General features: G+C 64.9%; 18 protein-coding genes and 1 pseudogene. 8 read left to right on the forward strand and 11 right to left on the reverse strand.

Annotated elements, in window-relative coordinates; all coding sequences use genetic code 11:
- Positions 1-25 precede the first annotated feature (25 nt).
- From AC56QQ_RS11075 to AC56QQ_RS11085, 3 genes are all read right to left on the reverse strand, one after another.
- The gene (locus tag AC56QQ_RS11075; RefSeq protein ID WP_497127030.1) at positions 26-835 is read right to left on the reverse strand and encodes an SH3 domain-containing protein; all 810 of its coding nucleotides are present in this window, start codon (positions 833-835) and stop codon (positions 26-28) included.
- Between the two features lie 334 nt (positions 836-1,169).
- Positions 1,170-1,928, reverse strand: a complete 759-nt coding sequence (locus AC56QQ_RS11080; RefSeq protein ID WP_497127032.1) for a metallophosphoesterase family protein — start codon at positions 1,926-1,928, stop codon at positions 1,170-1,172.
- A 254-nt stretch (positions 1,929-2,182) separates the two neighbouring features.
- Positions 2,183-2,539, reverse strand: coding sequence for an ArsR/SmtB family transcription factor (locus tag AC56QQ_RS11085; RefSeq protein ID WP_091579340.1), 357 nt, complete (start codon positions 2,537-2,539; stop codon positions 2,183-2,185).
- A 194-nt stretch (positions 2,540-2,733) separates the two neighbouring features.
- Between AC56QQ_RS11085 and AC56QQ_RS11090 the strand changes: the two genes are divergently transcribed.
- Positions 2,734-3,912, forward strand: coding sequence for an MFS transporter (locus tag AC56QQ_RS11090; RefSeq protein WP_497127034.1), 1,179 nt, complete (start codon positions 2,734-2,736; stop codon positions 3,910-3,912).
- Between the two features lie 24 nt (positions 3,913-3,936).
- Here AC56QQ_RS11090 and AC56QQ_RS11095 read toward each other — a convergent pair whose 3' ends face one another.
- Positions 3,937-4,392: a MarR family winged helix-turn-helix transcriptional regulator gene (locus AC56QQ_RS11095; protein WP_497127036.1), complete on the reverse strand. Its 456-nt coding sequence runs from the start codon at positions 4,390-4,392 to the stop codon at positions 3,937-3,939.
- A 206-nt stretch (positions 4,393-4,598) separates the two neighbouring features.
- Here AC56QQ_RS11095 and AC56QQ_RS11100 point away from each other — a divergent pair, with 206 nt between their 5' ends.
- Positions 4,599-5,393, forward strand: a complete 795-nt coding sequence (locus tag AC56QQ_RS11100; protein WP_497127039.1) for an SDR family NAD(P)-dependent oxidoreductase — start codon at positions 4,599-4,601, stop codon at positions 5,391-5,393.
- A gap of 70 nt (positions 5,394-5,463) precedes the next feature.
- Here AC56QQ_RS11100 and AC56QQ_RS11105 read toward each other — a convergent pair whose 3' ends face one another.
- Positions 5,464-6,063, reverse strand: a complete 600-nt coding sequence (locus tag AC56QQ_RS11105; RefSeq protein ID WP_497127041.1) for a LysE family translocator — start codon at positions 6,061-6,063, stop codon at positions 5,464-5,466.
- Between the two features lie 94 nt (positions 6,064-6,157).
- Between AC56QQ_RS11105 and AC56QQ_RS11110 the strand changes: the two genes are divergently transcribed.
- Positions 6,158-7,027, forward strand: a complete 870-nt coding sequence (locus tag AC56QQ_RS11110; protein ID WP_497127043.1) for a LysR family transcriptional regulator — start codon at positions 6,158-6,160, stop codon at positions 7,025-7,027.
- A gap of 196 nt (positions 7,028-7,223) precedes the next feature.
- On the opposite strand, the gene AC56QQ_RS11115 is transcribed toward AC56QQ_RS11110, so the two are convergent.
- From AC56QQ_RS11115 to AC56QQ_RS11125, 3 genes are all read right to left on the reverse strand, one after another.
- The gene (locus tag AC56QQ_RS11115; protein WP_497127045.1) at positions 7,224-7,874 is read right to left on the reverse strand and encodes a dihydrofolate reductase family protein; all 651 of its coding nucleotides are present in this window, start codon (positions 7,872-7,874) and stop codon (positions 7,224-7,226) included.
- 116 nt (positions 7,875-7,990) lie between these two features.
- Positions 7,991-8,833 carry a protein-L-isoaspartate O-methyltransferase family protein gene (locus tag AC56QQ_RS11120; RefSeq protein WP_497127046.1) on the reverse strand — a complete coding sequence of 281 codons (843 nt, stop codon included), beginning with the start codon at positions 8,831-8,833 and terminating at the stop codon, positions 7,991-7,993.
- A gap of 84 nt (positions 8,834-8,917) precedes the next feature.
- Positions 8,918-10,276, reverse strand: coding sequence for an Nramp family divalent metal transporter (locus AC56QQ_RS11125; protein ID WP_497127048.1), 1,359 nt, complete (start codon positions 10,274-10,276; stop codon positions 8,918-8,920).
- Positions 10,277-10,510: 234 nt separating this feature from the next.
- Here AC56QQ_RS11125 and mntR point away from each other — a divergent pair, with 234 nt between their 5' ends.
- On the forward strand, positions 10,511-10,966 hold the full coding sequence (mntR, locus tag AC56QQ_RS11130) for a manganese-binding transcriptional regulator MntR (RefSeq protein WP_489862724.1): 456 nt from the start codon (positions 10,511-10,513) through the stop codon (positions 10,964-10,966).
- Between the two features lie 100 nt (positions 10,967-11,066).
- Positions 11,067-11,255: a hypothetical protein gene (locus AC56QQ_RS11135; RefSeq protein WP_140774647.1), complete on the forward strand. Its 189-nt coding sequence runs from the start codon at positions 11,067-11,069 to the stop codon at positions 11,253-11,255.
- A 151-nt stretch (positions 11,256-11,406) separates the two neighbouring features.
- Here the strand turns inward: AC56QQ_RS11135 and AC56QQ_RS11140 are convergent, their stop codons facing one another.
- Positions 11,407-13,497, reverse strand: coding sequence for a hypothetical protein (locus tag AC56QQ_RS11140; protein ID WP_497127050.1), 2,091 nt, complete (start codon positions 13,495-13,497; stop codon positions 11,407-11,409).
- 194 nt (positions 13,498-13,691) lie between these two features.
- On the opposite strand from AC56QQ_RS11140, the pseudogene ypfJ reads away from it, so the two are divergent.
- Positions 13,692-14,565, forward strand: a pseudogene (gene ypfJ, locus AC56QQ_RS11145) (KPN_02809 family neutral zinc metallopeptidase).
- Between the two features lie 300 nt (positions 14,566-14,865).
- Positions 14,866-16,131, forward strand: coding sequence for a TCR/Tet family MFS transporter (locus AC56QQ_RS11150; protein ID WP_497127052.1), 1,266 nt, complete (start codon positions 14,866-14,868; stop codon positions 16,129-16,131).
- Positions 16,132-16,162: 31 nt separating this feature from the next.
- Here the strand turns inward: AC56QQ_RS11150 and carA are convergent, their stop codons facing one another.
- Positions 16,163-17,368, reverse strand: coding sequence for a glutamine-hydrolyzing carbamoyl-phosphate synthase small subunit (gene carA, locus AC56QQ_RS11155; protein ID WP_497127055.1), 1,206 nt, complete (start codon positions 17,366-17,368; stop codon positions 16,163-16,165).
- 277 nt (positions 17,369-17,645) lie between these two features.
- Between carA and AC56QQ_RS11160 the strand changes: the two genes are divergently transcribed.
- On the forward strand, positions 17,646-18,095 hold the full coding sequence (locus AC56QQ_RS11160; protein ID WP_256753725.1) for a GatB/YqeY domain-containing protein: 450 nt from the start codon (positions 17,646-17,648) through the stop codon (positions 18,093-18,095).
- 147 nt (positions 18,096-18,242) lie between these two features.
- Here AC56QQ_RS11160 and AC56QQ_RS11165 read toward each other — a convergent pair whose 3' ends face one another.
- Positions 18,243-19,244, reverse strand: coding sequence for a hypothetical protein (locus AC56QQ_RS11165; protein ID WP_497127058.1), 1,002 nt, complete (start codon positions 19,242-19,244; stop codon positions 18,243-18,245).
- Between the last annotated feature and the right edge of the window lie 230 nt (positions 19,245-19,474).

Below are 19,474 nucleotides of genomic sequence, written 5' to 3' on the forward strand. Positions count from 1 at the left end.
CTGCCTATTGCCTACTGCCTAATCCCTAGTCTCCGAACGCCACCGCATCCGGGATCTCGAAGCGTTCGGACACGCCGACGCGGATCATGTTCAGGCTGCCCTCGCGGGTGAAGCGGAAATCGCCGTCGGCGTTCGAGCCGGCGGGCAGGCCGGCGGAGAAGGAGATGACGCGCGTGCCGCCATCGGGCCAGGTGACGGTCACGTCGGCCTTGTCGGTGCCATTGCGGGTGACGCTCGCTTCGCAGCCGGTCATCGGCTGGCCGACATAGCGCGCGCAGGGGATTTCCACTGCTCCGGAGGCAGGAGCAGCGGCATCCTGCGGCTGGGTTGGCGCGGGGTCCTGGATCTCTCCGGTCGGCGGGGTTTCATTCGCCGCCAGCGCCAGGCCGTAGGCATCCTGCATGGCGGTGATGGCGGCGGATTCCATTGGCGATTCAGAGGCGGCCTGCCCGTCACCACCCAGCCGCGCCGAGAGGTCTGGCGGCAGTGCCGGCGCCGGCTGGTTGGAAGCAGCGGCGGACCCGTTTGCTGCCGGGTCGGCCTCCGTTGTCCCGGTGGCGCCTTCGACATAGGCAGCCGGATTGAGGGGGATCAGGTAGCGCGCGGGCGCCCATCCGCTCAGCTTCGGGTTGTCGGTGGCCGCGATCTTGCACCATTTGTGGCCGTTGACGTCGTTGCAGCCGAGATTGGTGACGCTGGCGCCAGCGTCCAGCCGCATCTGGACCTTGGCGATCGCCGATGCGGCGACGCGGACGTTGAGGAGATCGTTCGGCGCCAGGCCAGTCACGATCGAGATGACGATGTCCTGCGCTTCTTCGGCCTGCGCGGGGGCCATGGCCGGCCATGCCGCCATCACTAGCGGGGCGGCAATCAGCGCATGCAGGGTTGTTCGGAGCGTAACTGTGCGCCTCATCATGTGGCCGTGCGCTGATACTCAAGTCACCATGCGGCGGCAGGTCGAACCGCGCCACATGCCGGGCCGATTTTATAAGGGACGACGCGCCGCCATGTAAGCCCGAAAATTCAGGGGGCTGAACCGGATCAGTCTGAGGCATGAGCCTGGCTCAGCCTGTGGGCATGAATGCAAGGGCATTCAGCCCGGCATGAACGCAAGAGCGTTCAGCCCGGCATGAGCTTCGCCCAGCCTGGGGGCATGAATGCAAGGGCATTCAGCCCGGCATGAATCCCGTCCTGAGTGCGTGCGCCCATTCCGGCCGGCCCGCCTGTTCGGCCTGGCGCGCCGCGGCTTCATGGTCGTAGTCGACGGCGATGGAATCGAAGCGGTCGGGCTGGCCGGCGCCACCCAATGTGACGATGCCGTAGCGCGCATGCGGCGAGCCTTGCTGAGAAACATGCGCCGGGGGCGTCGCATCGTCATAGGCAGGGCAACCGATGCTGCCCGGATTGAAGATGATGGGGCCATCGGGGACGCGGATCAGCTCCGCGCGGTGGCTGTGGCCGCACAGCGCGATGCGGCAGGCGGGGTCGAGCGCCTTCAGCCGCCGCCGGATCGCCGCCAGCGGCGCGCGCACCAACTGGCCGTCGACGACCGCGTCGGCCAGATATTTCTCGTCATGGTCGGGACGGGCGTGGAAGGCGATGACACCGGGCGCGATCTCCAAGGTGAGGGGCTGCGCGAAAAGCACCTGGCGCTGCGCCTGCGTCAGCCGTTCCTGCGCATAGACGTCGGACGCCCACATGGTCTCGTCGGCCGGATCGGCGGCAACGCGGCGGTCGTGGTTGCCGCGCACCGTCGGCAGGTTGAGCGCCTGCAGCCGCTCAAACGTCTCGCGCGGCCACAGCGGGCCGGAAACGCTGTCGCCAAGATTGACGGCCAGCTCGGCGCCGCCACGCCGCTTGAGATCCTCAAGCACGGCGTCCAGCGCCAGGACATTGCCGTGGATATCGGCGAGGACGGCGATGCGCATTTTCTGGGCTCCGTGGGGTGAGGCACCGTTTCCTCGCCCCCGCAAAGCGGGGGAGAGGTGGCCGCGAAGCGGCCGGAGAGGGGGCCTTTCGCACGCGGCGCATTGAAGAAAAATGAAGCTTCTTTGAAGGGGTGAGGGGCGTCAAGGTCCCCTCTCCGTCTCGGCTTCGCCGAGCCACCTCTCCCCCACCTTCGTGGGGGCGAGGAACCCAGGTTCTGCGAAATCCGCTCCTACGATTGGCGGTTCCGATGCCCTCAGGCAGAAATCTCGATGTCGTGGCCGCCGACCGCGGGCAATGCTGGATCATCTCCGGCCGCCGCGATGACGCTGTCGAGCAGGCCGGGGAAGCGGGCGTCGAGGTCGGCGCGGCGTAGCGTGATCATCCGACTGGTGCCGACCACTTCGGCGCGGGTGACGCCGGCCTCGCGCAATTTGGCGAGGTGATAGCTCAGATTGGTCTTCGAGCCGAGATCGAGGAACTGGCTGCAGTTCAACGGCACGCCTTCCTTGCTGGCGAGATAGCGCACGATCGCCAGGCGCGTCGGGTCGCCGAGCACGCCAAGCACGATCGGCAGGCTGATCTGGTCGGTATTGGGGTGAGGCAAGGTCATGGCTGGAACCTAAGCACAGTTCCGGCCGATTTCAACGCGTCAGTTCCGCCGTGGCCGCACACACTGCTTCTCCGTTTTGCGATCCATGCTGACACAGGGCTGTCAGGACAGTTCAGCTATTTTCCCTGACTTCATTGACAACATGCCCTGTTATGTCCAATTGTTCAATAACTTTTGAACTAAGGGTATCAGCCATGGACAAGCGCCTCTTCTGGCTTGCGCTCGGATCGTTCACGATCTCGACCGAAGGCTTCGTCATCTCCAGCCTTCTGCCCGACATCGCCCGGGATGCCGGCATATCCATTCCGCTGGCCGGCACGCTGATCACCGCCTTCGCGCTCGCCTATGCGGTTGGCACGCCGATCCTGGCGACGCTGACCGGCGAATGGGACCGCCGCCGCGTCATCCTGTGGACGCTGGTGTTCTTCGTGCTCGGCAACATTGCCGCCGCCTTGAGCTCCTCCTTCGAACTGCTGCTGATCGCGCGCATCATCATGGCGCTGTCGTCGGGCCTGTTCGCGGCGACCGCGCAGGGCACGGCGGTGGCGCTTGTCGATGACCACCACCGGGCGCGTGCCATCGCCGTCGTCGTCGGCGGCACCACGGTGGCCGTCGCCGTCGGCGCGCCGCTCGGTGCGCTCGTTGCGACAATCGCCGGCTGGCGCGGCACGTTCTATGCCATCGCCGGACTTGGCGCGCTCGCCGGCGCCATCCTGTGGTACCGGCTGCCGCGCGGCATCGTCGGCACCAGGCTGTCGCTCAGGCGGCGGCTTGCCGCGGCCATGCGTCCCGGCGTGATGCCGATCCTCGTGACGACATTGCTGGCGCTGACCGGCGCCTTCACCGTCTTTGCCTATGTCGCGCCGCTCGCCATCGAGGGCGGCGGGCTCAGCCAGATCGCGCTGCCCGGCATGCTGCTCGCCTTCGGCGTCGGCGCCGTCATCGGCAACATTGCCGGAGGGCAAGCGGCCGATCGTTTCGGCGCCACCCGCACCGTCGGCTGGTCGCTGACGCTGAGCGCCGCCATGCTGGTGATGCTCTCGGTCATCCCGACCTTCCTGCCGCAGCACATCGCCGGGCCGGCGCTGATGGCGATGATGGTGCCGTGGGGCATCGTCGGCTGGGCGTTCCCGCCGGCGCAGGCCAGCCGCATCATCAAGCTGGCGCCGGACGCCGCCCCGATCGTGCTGTCGCTCAACGGCTCTGCGCTCTATCTCGGCGTGGCGCTGGGCGCCGTGGTTGGCGGTGGCGTGCTGCGCTACGGCGCGCCGGCCGATCTCGGCCTGGTCGCGGCGGCCTTCCCGATCGTCGGGCTCGGCATCGTGCTCGCCGGCCGGATGCTGGCGAGGCCGGTCGCCATGCCGGCGGAATAGGGTCTGTGTTTAACGCCGGTCGGCTCAGCCGGCCGGCGGCAGATCGAAATCCAGCGTGGCGATGCCGTCCAGCGCCGCGCGCAGGCTTGCCGCCTGATCCTTGCCGACCACATCCTCGAAACGCTGCTGGGCGACGTGCCAGAGCTTCATCGCCTCATCGAGCTTGACCAGGCCCCGAGGCGTCAGCCGCACCCGCTTGATGCGGCGGTCGGCGGGATCGGCGAAGGTCTCGACAAAGCCGTCACGGATCAGCGGCTTCAGCGTGTGGCCAAGCGCCGACAGGTCCATGACCAGGGCAGCGGCAATGGCGCCCATGGCCGGCTCGCCGCCGATATGGATCTGGTAGAGCAGCCCCTGCTGCGTGGCCTTCAGCCCCGACGGCGCCAGCACATCATCGTAGAACTGGCCGAGCTTGCGTGCCGCGCGCCGCAGCATGGCGTTGTTGCAGAGGGTCAGTCCGGGCAGGGCGTCTTTCAACATGGTGGGTCCTTGGCGACGGCGACGTGATGTCGGATCGCAGCCCACAAATAATCTCCGATGCGATCATTGACAAGATAGTGGCATATGCCTACTTCGTCATTAGTGGTATATGCCACTAAATGAAATCAGAGCACTTTTGCCGGCAAGGCGAGGGCGATTGCCCACGGTGCCGCGCCAGGCAAATCAATCGTAGAAGGAACAGGACAATGAGTGGGCAGAGCAACAAGGGCACGGCGGTCGTCACCGGAGCCTCGTCGGGCATCGGCGCGGTCTATGCGGACCGGCTGGCGGGGCAGGGCTATGATCTGGTGCTGGTGGCGCGGCGCGCCGACCGGCTCGAGGAACTGGCGGAGAAGCTGCGCTATGCATACGGCCACAAGGTCGGCGTGATCAGCGCCGATCTCGCCGACGACAATGACGTCCGCCGCGTCGAGCAGGCAATCGCCGCCGACGACAGCGTGACGCTGCTGGTCAACAATGCGGGCCTGGGCGGTGCGCAAGTGGTCGCGACGGCGGACGCCGATGTGGCCGAGCGCATGATCAAGGTCAATGTCATCGCCTTGACGCGGCTGACCCGTGCCGTGCTGCCCGGCCTGATCGCACGCAATCGCGGCGCCATCGTCAACATCGCCTCGGTGCTCGCCTTCGACACCTCGTTCGGCGGCATCTACAGCGGCACCAAGGCCTATGTCGTCAACTTCACCGAGGCCCTGCAGCGCGAAGTCGCGGGAACCGAGGTGACGGTGCAGGTCGTGCTGCCGGGGGCCACCCGGACCGATTTCTGGGAAGCCGCCGGAAGCGACATCAACAACGTTCCGCAGGAGATCGTCATGAGCGCCGACGATCTGGTCGACGCCGCCCTTGTCGGCCTGGCCGAGGGCGAAGCCGTGACTGCGCCGGGGCTCGCCGATGCGGCCAAGCTGGATGCCTTCCTTGGCGCCAGGCAGGGCTTTTTCGGCAGCCTGCACGCCAACAAGCCGGCAGCGCGCTACGCGGCTTGAGGTAGGTAGCGCCGACCTCGCAGGACTTGGGTTCCTCTCCCCCACATCCGTGGGGGAGAGGAACCGGATCCTAAGCCGACCGCCACATCGGAATGATCGAGGCGGCCAGCACCAGCGCCAGCACGATGTTGAGTGCGCGCCATTGCCACTCGGTTTTGAGCAGGCGGGCAAGCAGCATGCCGGCCACGCACCAGATGGACAGCGAGGCGGCGGCGGCGAGACCGAAGGTGGCGCCGAGCAGCAGCGCAAGCTGCAGCGGGCCGCTTGCGAGAGCCGCGAACGAGGCCGCCGCGCCCAGCCCCATCGCCCAGCCCTTGGGATTCATCCACTGAATGCCGGCGCCGCCGAGAAAGCTGTTCGGTCTGGCCATGGTCACGTCCAGATTGGGCGGGCCGCTGCGGCCGATCCTGATCGCCAGCCAGATGAGATAGAGCGAGCCGGCGATCTTCATCGCCAGTTGCAGCGAGGGCACCGCAAGCAGCAGGCCGGCGAGACCGGCGGCGGCGGCGCCCGTCACGGTGGCGAGGCCGGCGGCGCTGCCGACCAGCAACGGAACGGAACGGCGAAAGCCGAACTGCGCGCCGGATGCCGTCGACAATGTCGTCGCGATGCCGGGCGTGGTGGTGGCAACGATGGCAAACAGGACGAGGGGGGTGATGGACTCGAGCATGCGGCTTCCTCTGTCGAAGGAGCACCGTAGCTGCGCGTCAACTTCAGTAAATGCAATGTTTGCCATGGTTGGCATTAGAAGTCATAATGCAGCCATGATCCGAAACCTCGACATGGCACTGATCCGCACCTTCGTGACCGTCGCCGACAAGGCCAGTATGACGGCGGCCGCCAACGCGCTGCATCTGACGCAAGGCGCCGTCAGCCAGCAGGTCAAGCGGCTGGAGGAGGCGCTCGGCTCGAGCCTGTTCGAGCGCGACCGGCGCGGCTTGCGGCTGACGCGCGCCGGCGAAAGGCTGTTCGGCAAGGGCAAGCGCCTGCTTGGCCTCAATGACGAGATATGGGCCGAGATGGTGGGCACCCAGGTGGCCGGCCAGGTGCGGCTCGGCGTGCCTTACGATCTTGTCGGCACCTTGCTGGCGCCGGTGTTGAAGACCTATGCCGAGACCTACCCGCAGGTCGAGATCTCGCTGGTCTGCGCCTCGTCGCCGGAGCTTGTGGCGGCACTTGCGGCCGGAACCATCGACCTTGCGGTAATCGAGGAACGTGTTGGCCCGTCAGCCGGCGAGTGCCTGGCCATCGACCGGCTGGTCTGGGTCGGCGCCAAGGGCGGCGTTGCCCGCGCCAAGCGGCCGCTGCCGGTATCGATCGTCGCCGACACCTGTGCCTTCCGACCAGCTGTGCTGTCGGCGCTCGGCGAGCACGGGCTCGAATGGCGCACCGTGTTCGAGAACGGCAACATCGACGCGACGACGGCGACTGTCCGCTCGGATCTCGCCGTCACCACCTGGCTCGCCTCGACCGTGCCGGCCGATCTCGACATCTTGCCTCTCGACTCCGGGCTGCCACCGCTGCCGAATTTTGCCATCAACCTGCATTTGCCAAGGCATGGCGTCGGTCCCGCCGCGCAGGAATTCGCGCGCCACATCCGCGATGGGTTGGCTAGGCGGCCGCAGGCGGCTTGAGTGGCTGCAGAACTCGGGTTCCTCGCCCCCACGAATGTGGGGAGAGGTGGCTCGGCGAAGCCGAGACGGAGAGGGGGATTGGCGCTGCGGTGCCAAGCTCTCATAAAGCATCCGCCCTACGAAGCCCCCGCTCCGGCCGCTTCGCGGCCACCTCTCCCCCGCTCTGGCGGGGGCGAGGAACCCAGGTCTTGCAAAGCTACTTCCAGTTCTTGCGCCGCTCGAGTTCAGCGTCGGATGGCTCGCCCGTGACAAATGAGCCGACCTCGATCTCGCCAGCGCGCTCGTAGGTCGCCATGATGACGCCGGTGCTGGAAGTCTGCGACTTGACAAGCTTGAGGGCGGCCGGCATCGCGCCATCGCCGAACAGCCGCTTGCCCTTGCCCAGCAACAAAGGGAAGATCATCAGCCGGATCTCGTCGATCAGCCCGTTGGCGAGCAGGGTCTGGATCAGATTGCCCGATCCCTGGATGAGCAGGTCAGGTCCATCCTCCTGCTTGAGGCGGCGCACCGTCGCGACGATATCCGGCCCAAGCGATTGCGTGTTCTGCCAGGTGAGCGAATCCGGCCGATGCGTCGCCACATATTTGGTCGCAGGGTTGAAGGCATCGGCGATCGGATCGTTCTGATACGGCCAATACGCGGCGAAGATGTCGTAGGTTCTGCGGCCGAGCAGCAGCGCAAAAGGTTTGGAGAAGAGTTCCTCCATTGCCGCGCCCCCAACCTCGTCAAAGTAATGGAACGTCCAGCCGCCGAATTTGAAGCCGCCGACCGGATCCTCTTCCGGACCGCCCGGCGCCTGCATGACGCCGTCGAGGCTGACGAATGTCGCGGCGATGATCTTTCTCATTCCGATGCTCCCATTTTCTTCAATCCACGCCGTCGTGGCCGGACTTCAGCCCAAGGACGGGCGACCGCTCATCGGTCCGACAACGCCATGCGGTTTTTTGGCAAAGCCGCCATGGTTCAACCGTGAGGCTTGGCATCGAGGCTGCGCGATGAGAACCAGACGTCGCCGAAGATCGCTGTCGCGGTGCGGTCCGGCGCCTTGTCCCGCGTCAGCCAGATAGAGCGGCTGCGCGCGGCCTGGTCGCGCGTCGGGATTTTCGCCGCGAGGCTTGCTGCCGACGCGCCGAAGCATGGAATGAACCACGAGCGCATGAATGGATCGCAGGCGAAGCCCTTTTCGGTGCGGGTCACCAGCACCGCCAGAGGGACGCGCTCGGCCGGACGCCAGGGAAAGATCATGCGGCCGCCGGGGCGCAAGGCCCTCAGCCATCCGGCCGGCGGGGCGACGACGCCGGCGTTGACATAGACGATGTCGGATGGCGGCAGCGGTGTCGTGACGGCATCGCCATGGACGACCGTCGCATTGCCATAGGTCTCGAGGTTTTTGCGCGCCATCTCGGCCAGTCTGTCGTCCAGCTCGAAGGCGGTGACGGCGCCGCCTGGCGAAACCAGCCTGGCCAGCAGGGCGGTGTAGTAGCCGGTGCCGGCGCCGATATGAGAGACGGCCTCGCCGGGTTTTGGCGCAAGTTTGCCGATCCACATGGCATGCAGGAACGGCTCGCCATTGTTGATGCCCTTGTCGGCGTCCAGCGCCACCAGAACGTTCTGGTAGATGTGAGCCGGATCGGCGCTCGGCGTGATGATCTTGCCGCCGCCGGCGATGACCGTCCACGGCCCGGGACCGAGAAACGCTTCACGCGGCACGCTGGCGAAAACCGCTTCCAGGCGCGGGTCGGACGAGGCCGCGTTGGCCGCCATCAGCCGGGCATAGAATTTCCTGACATCTTCGATCTTGCTCATGGTGCGCAGGATGATAGTGCGGATTGCCGGCTTGTCGCGAGACCGCTTGGTGGCAGGGGCGCCGATGTCCGGGCGAGGCCGGACTCAGCCGACCCCGAACATCGTATCGTAGAGCAGCTTGAAGTTGAGCACCAGGATGACGGCCGCGACCACCCAGGCGAGTGCGGCAACGCCGCGCGGAATGGCGAGGTTGCCCATCTTCTTCCTGTCGGACACGAACTGCACCAGCGGGATGACCGCGAAGGGCAACTGCATCGACAGGATGACCTGGCTGAACACCAGCAGCTGGCCGGTTCCCTTTTCGCCATAGAGCGCGGTGACCACCACAACCGGGACGATGGCGATGCCGCGTGTCAGAAGCCTGCGCGCCCAGTTGGGGATGCGCAGGCGCAGGAAGCCTTCCATGACGATCTGGCCGGCCAGTGTCGCCGTCACCGTCGAATTCAGCCCGGAGGCGAGCAGCGCCACGGCGAACAGGATCGAGGCGACGCCGAGGCCAAGCAGCGGCGACAGCAGCTCGAAGGCCTGGCCGATCTCGGCGACATCCTGGTGGCCGGTGCCGTGGAAGGCGACCGCGGAGACGATCAGGATCGAGGCGTTGACGAACAGGGCCAGCATCAGGGCGATGGTCGAGTCCGTCGTTGCCCATTTGATGGCGTCGCGCTTGCCCTTGTCGGTGCGTTCATAGGCGCGGGTCTGCACGATCGAGGAGTGCAAATAGAGATTGTGCGGCATGACGGTGGCGCCGATGATGCCGATGGCGATGTAGAGCATGGCCGGGTTGGTGACGATCTCGGATGACGGCACGAACATGGCATGCAGGATCGAGCCGGCCGGCGGCGCGGCGAAAAAGATCTGGATGGCGAAGCAGCTGAAGATGATGATCAAAAGCGCGATGACGAAGGCTTCGAGGTAACGAAACCCCTTGTTCATCAGGAGCAGCACCAGGAAGGCATCGAGTGCCGTCAGCATGGCGCCGCCAACCAAGGGAATGCCGAACAGAAGCTGCAGTGCGATCGCGGTGCCGATGACCTCGGCCAGGTCGCAGGCGATGATGGCCAGTTCGCAGGCGATCCACAGCACGAAATTGACGGGGCGGGGATAATAGGCGCGGCAGGCCTGAGCGAGGTCGCGGCCGGTGGCGATGCCAAGCCGCGCCGCCAGCGCCTGCAACAGGATCGCCATCAGGTTGGACAGCATGATGACGAACAGCAGCGTGTAGCCAAACTGGGCACCGCCGGCGAGGTCGGTCGCCCAGTTGCCCGGATCCATATAGCCGACCGAGACCATGTAGCCCGGCCCCATGAAGGCGAACAGGCGGCGGAACCAGACGCCCGAACTCGGCACGGCGATGGAAGAATTGACCTCGCGCAGGCTGGGTTGGTCGTCGTCCTCGGGCCTGGCAAACTGCCATGCGGATCGGGAGGCTTCGGCTTCGGACATGAAAGGGCGCTTTCCGCGAGACTGGTCGATACTGCCGTAAGCTATGCCATGGCTCAACATTATGCAATATGCTATATTTCATTGTCGGTGCTTTTTACCGGGCGCCGGTCGATGTGCGAAAGGGGCAATCGGAAACGTCGGTTGCGCCTGCGACGGAATGCAAATAAACGGCCTGAAGAATCAGAGCCCGTGCTATAAATGCACGGAGGGCCAAGCCCCCAGGAGGAGCGCGCATTGGCGCTGAAGAACAGACCGGTCCCGCGCGAAAAGCCGCTGCCTGACGCCGACGTTCATTCGGAAGGATTCCGGCATACGCGCGAAGCGCGTCGCAGCGCGCTGGTCGAGGACTATGTCGAGCTGATCGCCGACCTGATCGAGGACGGCAACGAGGCGCGCCAGGTCGATATCGCTGCTCGGCTCGGCGTCGCCCAGCCGACGGTGGCCAAGATGCTGACCAGGCTTTGCGCCGAAGGACTGGTGTCGAGAAAACCCTATCGCGGCGTGTTCCTGACCAATGCCGGCCGCAAGGTCGCCGAGGAGAGCCGCATCCGCCATCAGACGGTGGAGGCCTTCCTGCGTTCGCTCGGCGTCAGCGCCGAGACCGCGCGCATCGATGCCGAGGGTATCGAGCACCATGTCAGCGCCGAGACGCTGGAAGCGTTTCGCAAGGCGATGACGACGACGCGCTAAGGCGCTCAGCCATTTCCAAAAGAGAGGCTGCCGGAACCGCCCGATGTTACGCACGTTGCTCCTGATATCGCGCGATTGTCGCGCGGCAATGGAGGAAGCAATGGGCGTTGAACAGGCACCGACCGCGAAGGGCAAGCAAGCTGCCAAGGGACTGAAACAGGCGGCGGCGAAGGACGAACGCAAGACCGAGGCCGAAACCGGTCATCCGCTGAAGAAGGGCGCCGCGCGTTTCGAGGAACGCTCGAAAAGCTCCGACGGCAAGAGCGCCGGCGCCAAGCAAAAGGGCTGAGCGATCTTTTTCAACGAGCTGGAGGCTGCACAAAAAGCCGTCGTCATTGTGCCTTTGATCGAGGATGACACCAGCAGATCATGGCTGTCGGGCGCTGGCCCTTCGCTATGGCTACGGGCGTTCGAGCCCTTTGAAAGGTCCATCGGACCTTTCAATTTGTCTGCGGCAAACGTTCTCTCACTCCCTCACATCCTGCACCCAACTTCTGGGGTGGCCGTCGACGCGGAACTGGAAGATGAAATAGGGCGGGATGCAGGTGCCTTCGCCCGGTTTCGCTTGCGGCAGGTCGTCGTAGCCTGCAGTGCAGATAGTCCTCGCGGCAGGGATGCGCCTTGTCGCAGGCGCGCAGGCCGGCGGTCTTGGTGAATTCCCTGGTGCAATATTTGTGGTCCTTGCCCGACGCGACGCAGTCGTTGAAGCCGGTCTTGGCGAGCCGGCCGCACGTCGCTTCGTCGGGAAGCTTGTCGCAGCTTGCCTTGCGCAGCATGCCGCCGGGAAAGCCGCCGGTCTTCTGTTGCGGATTATCGTAGCGCTGCCGCGCGGCACCGTAACCGGCAAGCTTCACCACCGGCTTCTTGTCGCGCGCCGGATCGATGGCGCAGTCCTTGGCGGTGGCCGGCGACAGGCGGCAATATTTGTCGTTGCCCCAGCTAGACATCCTGATCTCGCCGAACTCGACCGGATCGCCGACCGCCGTGCCGGCTTCGCTGACGCAGGTGCCGAAGCCCGGATGGATGGCGCTCTCGTGCACGCCGGCGCAGCGCAGTCCGGTGCCGCAGGTCCAGTCCTTGAAGCTCAAATCCTCGCCGCGATAGCAGATCGAGCCCCAGCCATTGTAGAGGTCGGTGCCTTTCAGCGCCTCGGCATATTTCTGGTCAGGGCGCGCGGCGAAGCCTTTGCTGAAATCCGGATGCCCGCCGGCGGCGAACTGCTCGACGATGGCGCGGCGGCGCGGCAGGTCGGCGAAGAAGACGGCCGAGCCCGGCACGAAGACGGCATTGCGGCGCGGCTCGCTGGCGGGATCGGCGCCGGTATAGTGGAAGCCGGCAATGCCATGCGTCTGGTGGCAGCCGGTGCAACTCATCTCGTTGAGCCGCAAATCGAAGCCGGCCACCGATTTGATGGTGGCGAGCGTGTTGCCCCCGGCGACGTAGTCTTTCAACGCCTTGTCTACCGCGTCGTCATCGACCAGCCCGTAGGCGATGTTGTTCTGCGACCGGCTCAGCCCGCCGGGCGCGACCGAGACGGCGCTTTTTGCCAGGAACTTTTCGTCAATGACCAGCCGGCCATGGTCGAGGTCGTAGATGTTGCGGTCGGTGAGCAGCCATTTGGCAAAGGCCGGCTTGTCGGCCAGCACAGTCGCCCGGTCGATCTGGTTCTCCATCCTCGATTCATGAAAGCTCGAAGTGGCCGGATCCCATTTGAAGATCTTCAGCAGGTACTCGGCGTGGCCGCCGAAATCGCGCCGCGTCGAGGCCGACAGGCGCAGCACCTGCATGTTGAGTTCGAGCCGCATGATCTGCGCCGCGTTCAGCATGGCGCCGGACAGCGGCCCTTCGCCGGAGCGCAGCCAGGCGGCAAGCTGTTCGGGAGGCAGGTCCTTTTGACCGGCGGCCAGCCAGCGCCTGGCGATTTCGGCGCAGGACACGTCCGTTGCGCTTGGCAGGTCCTTCGAGGCGCGGGCCTGCGCCTGTCTCGGCTTGGCGTTGAAAACAAGGCTCATGGTCAGCGGCAGGCGCGAGGAAATGCGCTGCGTCCCCTTTCCCTTGGCCGCCTTTTCCGCGACCGAATAATGGAAGCGGTAGATCAGCCGGATCTCGCCGCATTCGGTATGGCCGAGATAGCCGCGATCCATGCGGTTGACGACGCCGGTCAGGTCCAGCGTCGAGCCGTCGTCATCGATGTATTTCGGATTGAACTTCTGGCTGGTGTCGTTCGACTTCGCCATATCAGCGACATAGGGGTCGGGGCTGGTCTTGGGCTCGTCGCCGATCTGTTGCTTGACGGTGTCGCGCACCGTGGCCAGCGCCGGCACCGAAAACAGGCCGCGGTTGTCGACCTCGCGGGTGAGGCCGAGGGCGGGCCCGAGCAGGCGGCTGATCGACAGGCCGCCGCGCTCCAGCGCCTGCAAGGTGGCGGGATCGGTGACGGCGACGCTGGAATCGAGCGTCACGGCGCCGGCGGCCCGCAAGCCCAGGCAGCTCAGTGCCAGCAAGAACATCATCCAGCCGATCGTTCGCAAGCGCCCTGTCCCTCCGTTCGCGGGCGATGCTACAGGCCTTCCCCGGGCTCGGCCAGAGCGGTGAAGCGCGCATGCCAGCAACGTCCCAAGTCACGAAAAATGCTGTGACTTGGCGCAACCATTGCGATAATTGTTTGTTGGGTTGGACCGGCCGTGCCGGCACAACGGGGAAGTTTGCAGAACGAGGAGTTGCCATGCTCTGGAGAGGCCGTCGTCAGAGTGACAACATCGAGGACGACCGCAGCGACAGCGGCGGCGGTATCGGCGGCGGCAGCCCCGGCCAGTTCCGCATTCCGATCGGCGGTCGTGCCGGCGGCGGTGGCAGCATCTTCCTCGTCATCCTGGTGGTGCTTGCCGGATGGTATTTCGGCTTCGATCCGTCGACGATCCTGGGTGGTGGCGATGGCGGACTGGCGCCGGGCGGCGACGGTCAAATCACCGACAACAGTGGTGGTGGCCAGGACAGCGGCGCTGGAACGCCCGCCAACGACGAGATGAAGCAGTTCGTGGCCACCGTGCTGGCCGAGACCGAGGAGTCTGTTCAGCGGCCAGGTCCGCTCGGCCTGTGGCTTTGCCTCCGCGGCGGCCGGTCCGTTCTATTGTCCCGGCGACCACAAGGTCTATCTCGACATGACCTTCTTCCAGCAACTCGACCAGCAGTTCGGCGCTTCCGGCGAATTCGCCCGGGCCTATGTCGTCGCGCATGAGGTCGGCCACCACGTGCAGAACCTGACCGGCATCATGTCCAAGTTCAACCAGATGCGGCAGGGCATGAGCGAAGCCGATGCCAACCAGCTGTCGGTGCGCATCGAGCTGCAGGCCGACTGCTTCGCCGGCGTGTGGGCGCACTACACCGCGCAGAAGGGCATATTGGAGCAGGGCGACATCGAAAGCGCGCTCAACGCCGCCAAGCAGATCGGCGACGACACGCTGCAGAAGAAGACGCAGGGCTATGTCGTGCCGGAAAGCTTCAACCACGGCACCTCGCAGCAGCGGCAGACCTGGCTGGCGCGCGGCTACAAGAGCGGCAAGCTTTCGGACTGCAACACGCTGAGCGGGCCGATCTGAGGAGACTGTCTGGAGATTCTACTCTGGCGGCCCTCTAGCGGCGTTTTCCGCGGTTCCGGTGCTCACGGACCAAATGTCGCTGCGCTCCGGTTCTCGAAACCACCACCATATGGCTCGCCACAGCGAATTTCGAAACAGTCTCGGGCGCGCGTTTCCCAACGCTGATCCGATGGCAAAGATGCCGTCAGGGAGAGTCAGGATCAACTTTTCCTGCCTGTTCCCTTATTGTTCCTTGCGGCGGGCTCGCCTATAAGGTGCGTCCGCCTGCGCCCCAGGGCGAGCAGAGGAGCTTGACCCATCATGATCGACCCCAAAACCGCCAGGCGGGGCCTCGCGCTTGTTTTCACCACGCTGCTGCTCGACATCATCGGCTTCGGCATCATCATGCCGGTGCTGCCCGCCTATCTCAGGGAGTTGACCGGCGTCGGCATTAGCGAGGCGGCGATCGAAGGCGGCTGGCTGTTCTTCGTCTATGCGGCCATGCAGTTCTTTTTCGCGCCCGTCATGGGCGGGTTGAGCGACCGGTTCGGACGGCGGCCGATCCTGCTCGCCTCCGTGCTGACGTTCGCGATCGACAATCTGATCTGCGCCGTCGCCTGGTCCTACTCGATGCTGTTCATAGGGCGTGTGCTGGCCGGCATTTCGGGCGCCAGCTATTCGACGACATCGGCCTTCATCGCCGACATCTCGACCGATGAGAACCGGGCGAAGAATTTCGGCCTGCTCGGTATCGCTTTTGGCGTCGGCTTCGTCATCGGGCCGGTTCTGGGCGGGCTGCTCGGCACGTTCGGGCCGCGCGTGCCGTTCTATTTTGCCGCCGGCCTTGCGTTCGCGAACTTCCTGATCGCGCTGTTCTTCCTGCCGGAAACGCTTGACGACAAGCACCGCCGCCGCTTCGAGTGGAAACGCGCCAATCCGGTCGGCACGCTTCTCCAGATGCGCAGGTATGAAGGCATCGGCTGGATCGGGCTTGTCTTCTTCCTGATGACGCTCGGGCACATGATGTACCCGGCGGTGTGGTCGTTTGTCTCCAGCTACCGTTATGGCTGGAACCAGCAGCAGATCGGCTTTTCGCTCGGCGCCTTCGGCCTGTGCGGGGCGATCGTCATGGCGACGGTCCTGCCGCGCGTGATCCCCAGGCTTGGCGAGTGGAAGACGGCAGCAATCGGTCTCGCGTTCACGGCGCTCAGCGCCTTTGGCTATGCCTTCGCGACGCAAGGCTGGATGATTTATGCGGTGATCGTCGTCGGCTGTCTCGAAGCGCTGGCCGACCCGCCGCTCAGGAGCCTTGCCGCCGCCAAGGTGCCGCCTTCGGCGCAGGGCGAACTGCAGGGCGCGATGACCTCGATCTTCTCGATCACCTCGATCATCACGCCGCTGCTTTATACGGCGATCTTTTCCTGGTTCACGGGGCCGAACGCGCCGGTCGTGTTCGGTGGCGCGCCCTATCTCGTCGGTGCATGTTTCCTGATGCTGGCGCTCATCGTCTTCGTCACGAAAGTGGCCAGGCCGGCGGCGCTCGGAAATGTCACGACCGGCGTGGCGAAGGATGGAGCACAGATATGAGCCGTGAGGGGGGCAGCGCTAAGGGATCGAGTTAAGCCCGCTCGGCCAGCAATTCCTCGCCGCGCTTTTCGCGGATCAGATTGACGAAGCGGCGGAACAGATAGTGCGAATCCTGCGGGCCGGGCGAAGCCTCGGGGTGATGCTGGACCGAGAACACCGGACGGCCGGTGAGTGCGATGCCGCAGTTCGAGCCGTCGAACAGCGAGACATGGGTTTCCTCCACGCCCTCGGGCAGCGAGTCGGCGTCGACGGCAAAGCCGTGGTTCATAGAGACGATCTCGACCTTGCCTGTCGTGTGGTCCTTGACCGGATGGTTGGCGCCGTGATGGCCCTGATGCATCTTGGCGGTCTTGCCGCCCAGCGCCAGCGCCAGCATCTGGTGACCGAGGCAGATGCCGAACACCGGGATGTCGGTCTTGAGCAGGTCCTGGATGACCGGCACGGCATAATCACCGGTGGCTTCCGGGTCGCCGGGGCCGTTGGACAGGAAGATGCCGTCCGGCTGCATGGCGAGGATTTCCTCGGCGCCGGTGCTGGCCGGAACCACGGTGACCTTGGCGCCGAGACCGGCGAGCAGGCGCAATATGTTGCGCTTGACGCCATAATCGATGGCCACGACATGCATGGACGGCTCGGCCTGTTCGCCAAAGCCTTCGTTCCAAACCCATGGCGTCTCGCGCCACACGGAAGACTGGCCCGAGGTGACCTCCTTGGCGAGATCGAGCCCGATCAGGCCGGACCACGCGGCGGCGCGCCGCTTCAGATCGTCGAGGTCGAACACGCCGTCCGGCGCATGCGCGATGACGGCATTGGGCATGCCCTTTTCGCGGATCAGCGCGGTCAGCGCGCGGGTGTCGATGCCCGACAGGGCAACGATGCCGCGCTTCTTCAGCCACTGGTCGAGACCGGTGCCGGCGCGATAGTTGGAGGGGTTGGTGACATCGGCCTTAAACACGGCACCGACGGCGCCGGCGCGGGCGGCCGGATTGAGATCCTCGATGTCCTCGTCATTGGTGCCGATGTTGCCGATATGCGGGAAGGTGAAGGTGACGATCTGGCCGGCATAGGACGGGTCGGTGAGGATTTCCTGGTAGCCGGTGAGCGCGGTGTTGAAGCAGACTTCGGCGACAGCGGAACCGGTGGCGCCCAGGCCGCGACCCTCGATGACAGTGCCGTCGGCCAGCACCAGAAGGGCGGTCGGCTTGTCTGTGGTCCAGGCGGGCGTCATCTCGGCCATAGCGGCACTCCTATCGGGCTGTGCGTTTCAATCGGCCCGGCGGGCCATCCGCGCAGCAAACCGCGCAAAGCAGCGAATTCGCGGCTTCCACGCACCTTATCTTCAGTTCATGCAAGGCCCAGTACATAGGGGAACGGGGCAGAGCGGTCAATGATGATGCGAAATGCCGTTTGGATTTATTTCATCAAGCAATATCAGAGGCTTGCCCTGACATATCAGGGTTTGCGTTGGCTTGTCCCCGGCGCTATTGTCCGCGCCGATCGAAGGAGAAAGCACCATGCGCGGAAAAATCGCCGAATCCCTGAAGAGCGCGATGAAGGCGCAGGACAAGCACCGGCTGCCGACGCTGCGTCTGATCCAGGCCGCCATCCACGACCGCGACATCGCCAATCGCGGCGCCGGCAAGCAGCCGGCCAGCGACGAGGAGATCCTGCAGATCCTGGCCAAGATGGTGAAGCAGCGCGAGGAATCGGCCAAGGCATTCGACGACGGCAAGCGGCCTGAGCTGGCGGCGCAGGAGCGCGGCGAGATGGAGATCATCCGCGACTTCCTGCCGACGCAGCTCGACGACGCCGCAATAGCGGCGGCGGCGCGCGAGGCGATCGCGGCGACGGGAGCCGCCAGCCAGAAGGACATGGGCAAGGTGATCGCCGCGCTGAAGCAGAAATATGCCGGCCAGATGGATTTCGGCAAGGCGAGCGGGATCGTCAAGGGTCTGTTGCAGTAGGCGATTTCCCGCTCTCTGCCGGCGGTTCACCTGTCGAATATTGAATACCCCGCAGACTTCATGCAGGTCGTGCTCGATTTTGTGCGCTGAACGGGAGCGCGTAGCCAACACAGTGCGTGAGGTTCGCGGTCTATCGGAGCGCGAACCTCACGGTTCCTTGCAAATCGGCACCGGCTGGGGCGGCGGTGCCGGATGATCCTTCTTGTATTGCGCGATGATTGGCTCGAGGGTCTTTCGCGGCCAGAATTTCGGAGAGCCGATTTCCTTCAGGCAGGATGCATTCCAATAGGGTCCGGCACCCGACAGCGAACGACCGGCCGCCACCGCTTGGGCGATGGCGGCGATGTCGCGTGATTCAGGATAGATATAGAGCGTGGTCGGATTGTCCTTCACCATCGGGACGATCCGCTCCGCATCCGCCGGTGACCAACTGGTGCAGCCATTGCTGCGGCCGCCGGCGTAATCCACCAGCTTGCCAAACGGCACGTAGCCATCATGGTCGGCATATGAGCGGTTCGGACTTTTCCGAAAACACATGCCGCGCAGCACCTGGGCCGCGTGGCCACCGATCACCCGCTGTCTGGCGTTGGCGGCTTCGCCTTCGCCGTCAAACTGCACGAAGGTGCGCTGGAAAACCGCGTCCTGTTTCGCCCCGACGCGGTAGTAGCCCTTGAACGATGTTTTCTCCTCGCCGGTCATGTAGGCCCCGCCGGCCGTCAATTCCGAATCCATCGCATTGCCGAAGTTCTTCGCGCACCGTCTTCCATTCGCGAAATCGACGACGCCTTTCAAATTCCGGCCGCCGCCGTGACCCGCCGAAACCGCGCGAAACGACTGGTTGGCTTCGCAGATGATGTAGTAGCGGCGCCCTAGTTCGCCATTGCCCAGGTCGCCGGGGCGTGTCGCGTCCATGGCGAAGTAGCAGGGATTCTTGACGGCGCCTTCGCCTACCTTCTTCAGGTAAAGCGCGCGGGCCCGCTCCAGCACCACTTGTGCGATTTGACCTTCGCCTTCGCCGACATGAGCCTGCAGCCAGGCCGGAACGCCCGATGGCTGCAATGCGGCAAAAGACCGGACCGATGCCGTCAAGGCGATGATGACGAGGACGAGGCTGGTGACGACACCCAGCGGGACAGATTTCAACCGCACCGGATCAATTCTCCTGTCGAGGTCATTCCAGAGTCCTTGCGGGTGTTGCCGCCGTGAATCCATCATAAATGGCCTTGCGCCAATCGGCGAAACACATCTTGTTCAGCGCCCCGCATGTCGATGCCGAAATTGCCCGCTGTGAACATCCCCGATTTTCGATCCTCAAGGATTGGGCTATGATTTGATTCTGGCGCGGCCCGCGCCTCCTCCCTCCGCTGGGAAAGCATCAT

Source organism: Mesorhizobium sp. RCAM 05099 (assembly GCF_059683685.1).

Excerpts from the sequence above, each read along its gene's own strand:
- AC56QQ_RS11105 (WP_497127041.1), bottom strand. The coding sequence starts at position 6,063 with ATGCTCGAGTCCATCACCCCCCTCGTCCTGTTTGCCATCGTTGCCACC.
- AC56QQ_RS11115 (WP_497127045.1), bottom strand. The coding sequence starts at position 7,874 with ATGAGAAAGATCATCGCCGCGACATTCGTCAGCCTCGACGGCGTCATG.
- AC56QQ_RS11075 (WP_497127030.1), bottom strand. The coding sequence starts at position 835 with ATGGCCCCCGCGCAGGCCGAAGAAGCGCAGGACATCGTCATCTCGATC.
- AC56QQ_RS11125 (WP_497127048.1), bottom strand. The coding sequence starts at position 10,276 with ATGTCCGAAGCCGAAGCCTCCCGATCCGCATGGCAGTTTGCCAGGCCC.
- AC56QQ_RS11160 (WP_256753725.1), top strand. The coding sequence starts at position 17,646 with ATGCGCGGAAAAATCGCCGAATCCCTGAAGAGCGCGATGAAGGCGCAG.
- AC56QQ_RS11150 (WP_497127052.1), top strand. The coding sequence starts at position 14,866 with ATGATCGACCCCAAAACCGCCAGGCGGGGCCTCGCGCTTGTTTTCACC.
- AC56QQ_RS11100 (WP_497127039.1), top strand. The coding sequence starts at position 4,599 with ATGAGTGGGCAGAGCAACAAGGGCACGGCGGTCGTCACCGGAGCCTCG.
- AC56QQ_RS11090 (WP_497127034.1), top strand. The coding sequence starts at position 2,734 with ATGGACAAGCGCCTCTTCTGGCTTGCGCTCGGATCGTTCACGATCTCG.
- AC56QQ_RS11120 (WP_497127046.1), bottom strand. The coding sequence starts at position 8,833 with ATGAGCAAGATCGAAGATGTCAGGAAATTCTATGCCCGGCTGATGGCG.
- carA (WP_497127055.1), bottom strand. The coding sequence starts at position 17,368 with ATGGCCGAGATGACGCCCGCCTGGACCACAGACAAGCCGACCGCCCTT.
- AC56QQ_RS11095 (WP_497127036.1), bottom strand. The coding sequence starts at position 4,392 with ATGTTGAAAGACGCCCTGCCCGGACTGACCCTCTGCAACAACGCCATG.
- AC56QQ_RS11085 (WP_091579340.1), bottom strand. The coding sequence starts at position 2,539 with ATGACCTTGCCTCACCCCAATACCGACCAGATCAGCCTGCCGATCGTG.
- AC56QQ_RS11080 (WP_497127032.1), bottom strand. The coding sequence starts at position 1,928 with ATGCGCATCGCCGTCCTCGCCGATATCCACGGCAATGTCCTGGCGCTG.
- AC56QQ_RS11135 (WP_140774647.1), top strand. The coding sequence starts at position 11,067 with ATGGGCGTTGAACAGGCACCGACCGCGAAGGGCAAGCAAGCTGCCAAG.
- AC56QQ_RS11110 (WP_497127043.1), top strand. The coding sequence starts at position 6,158 with ATGATCCGAAACCTCGACATGGCACTGATCCGCACCTTCGTGACCGTC.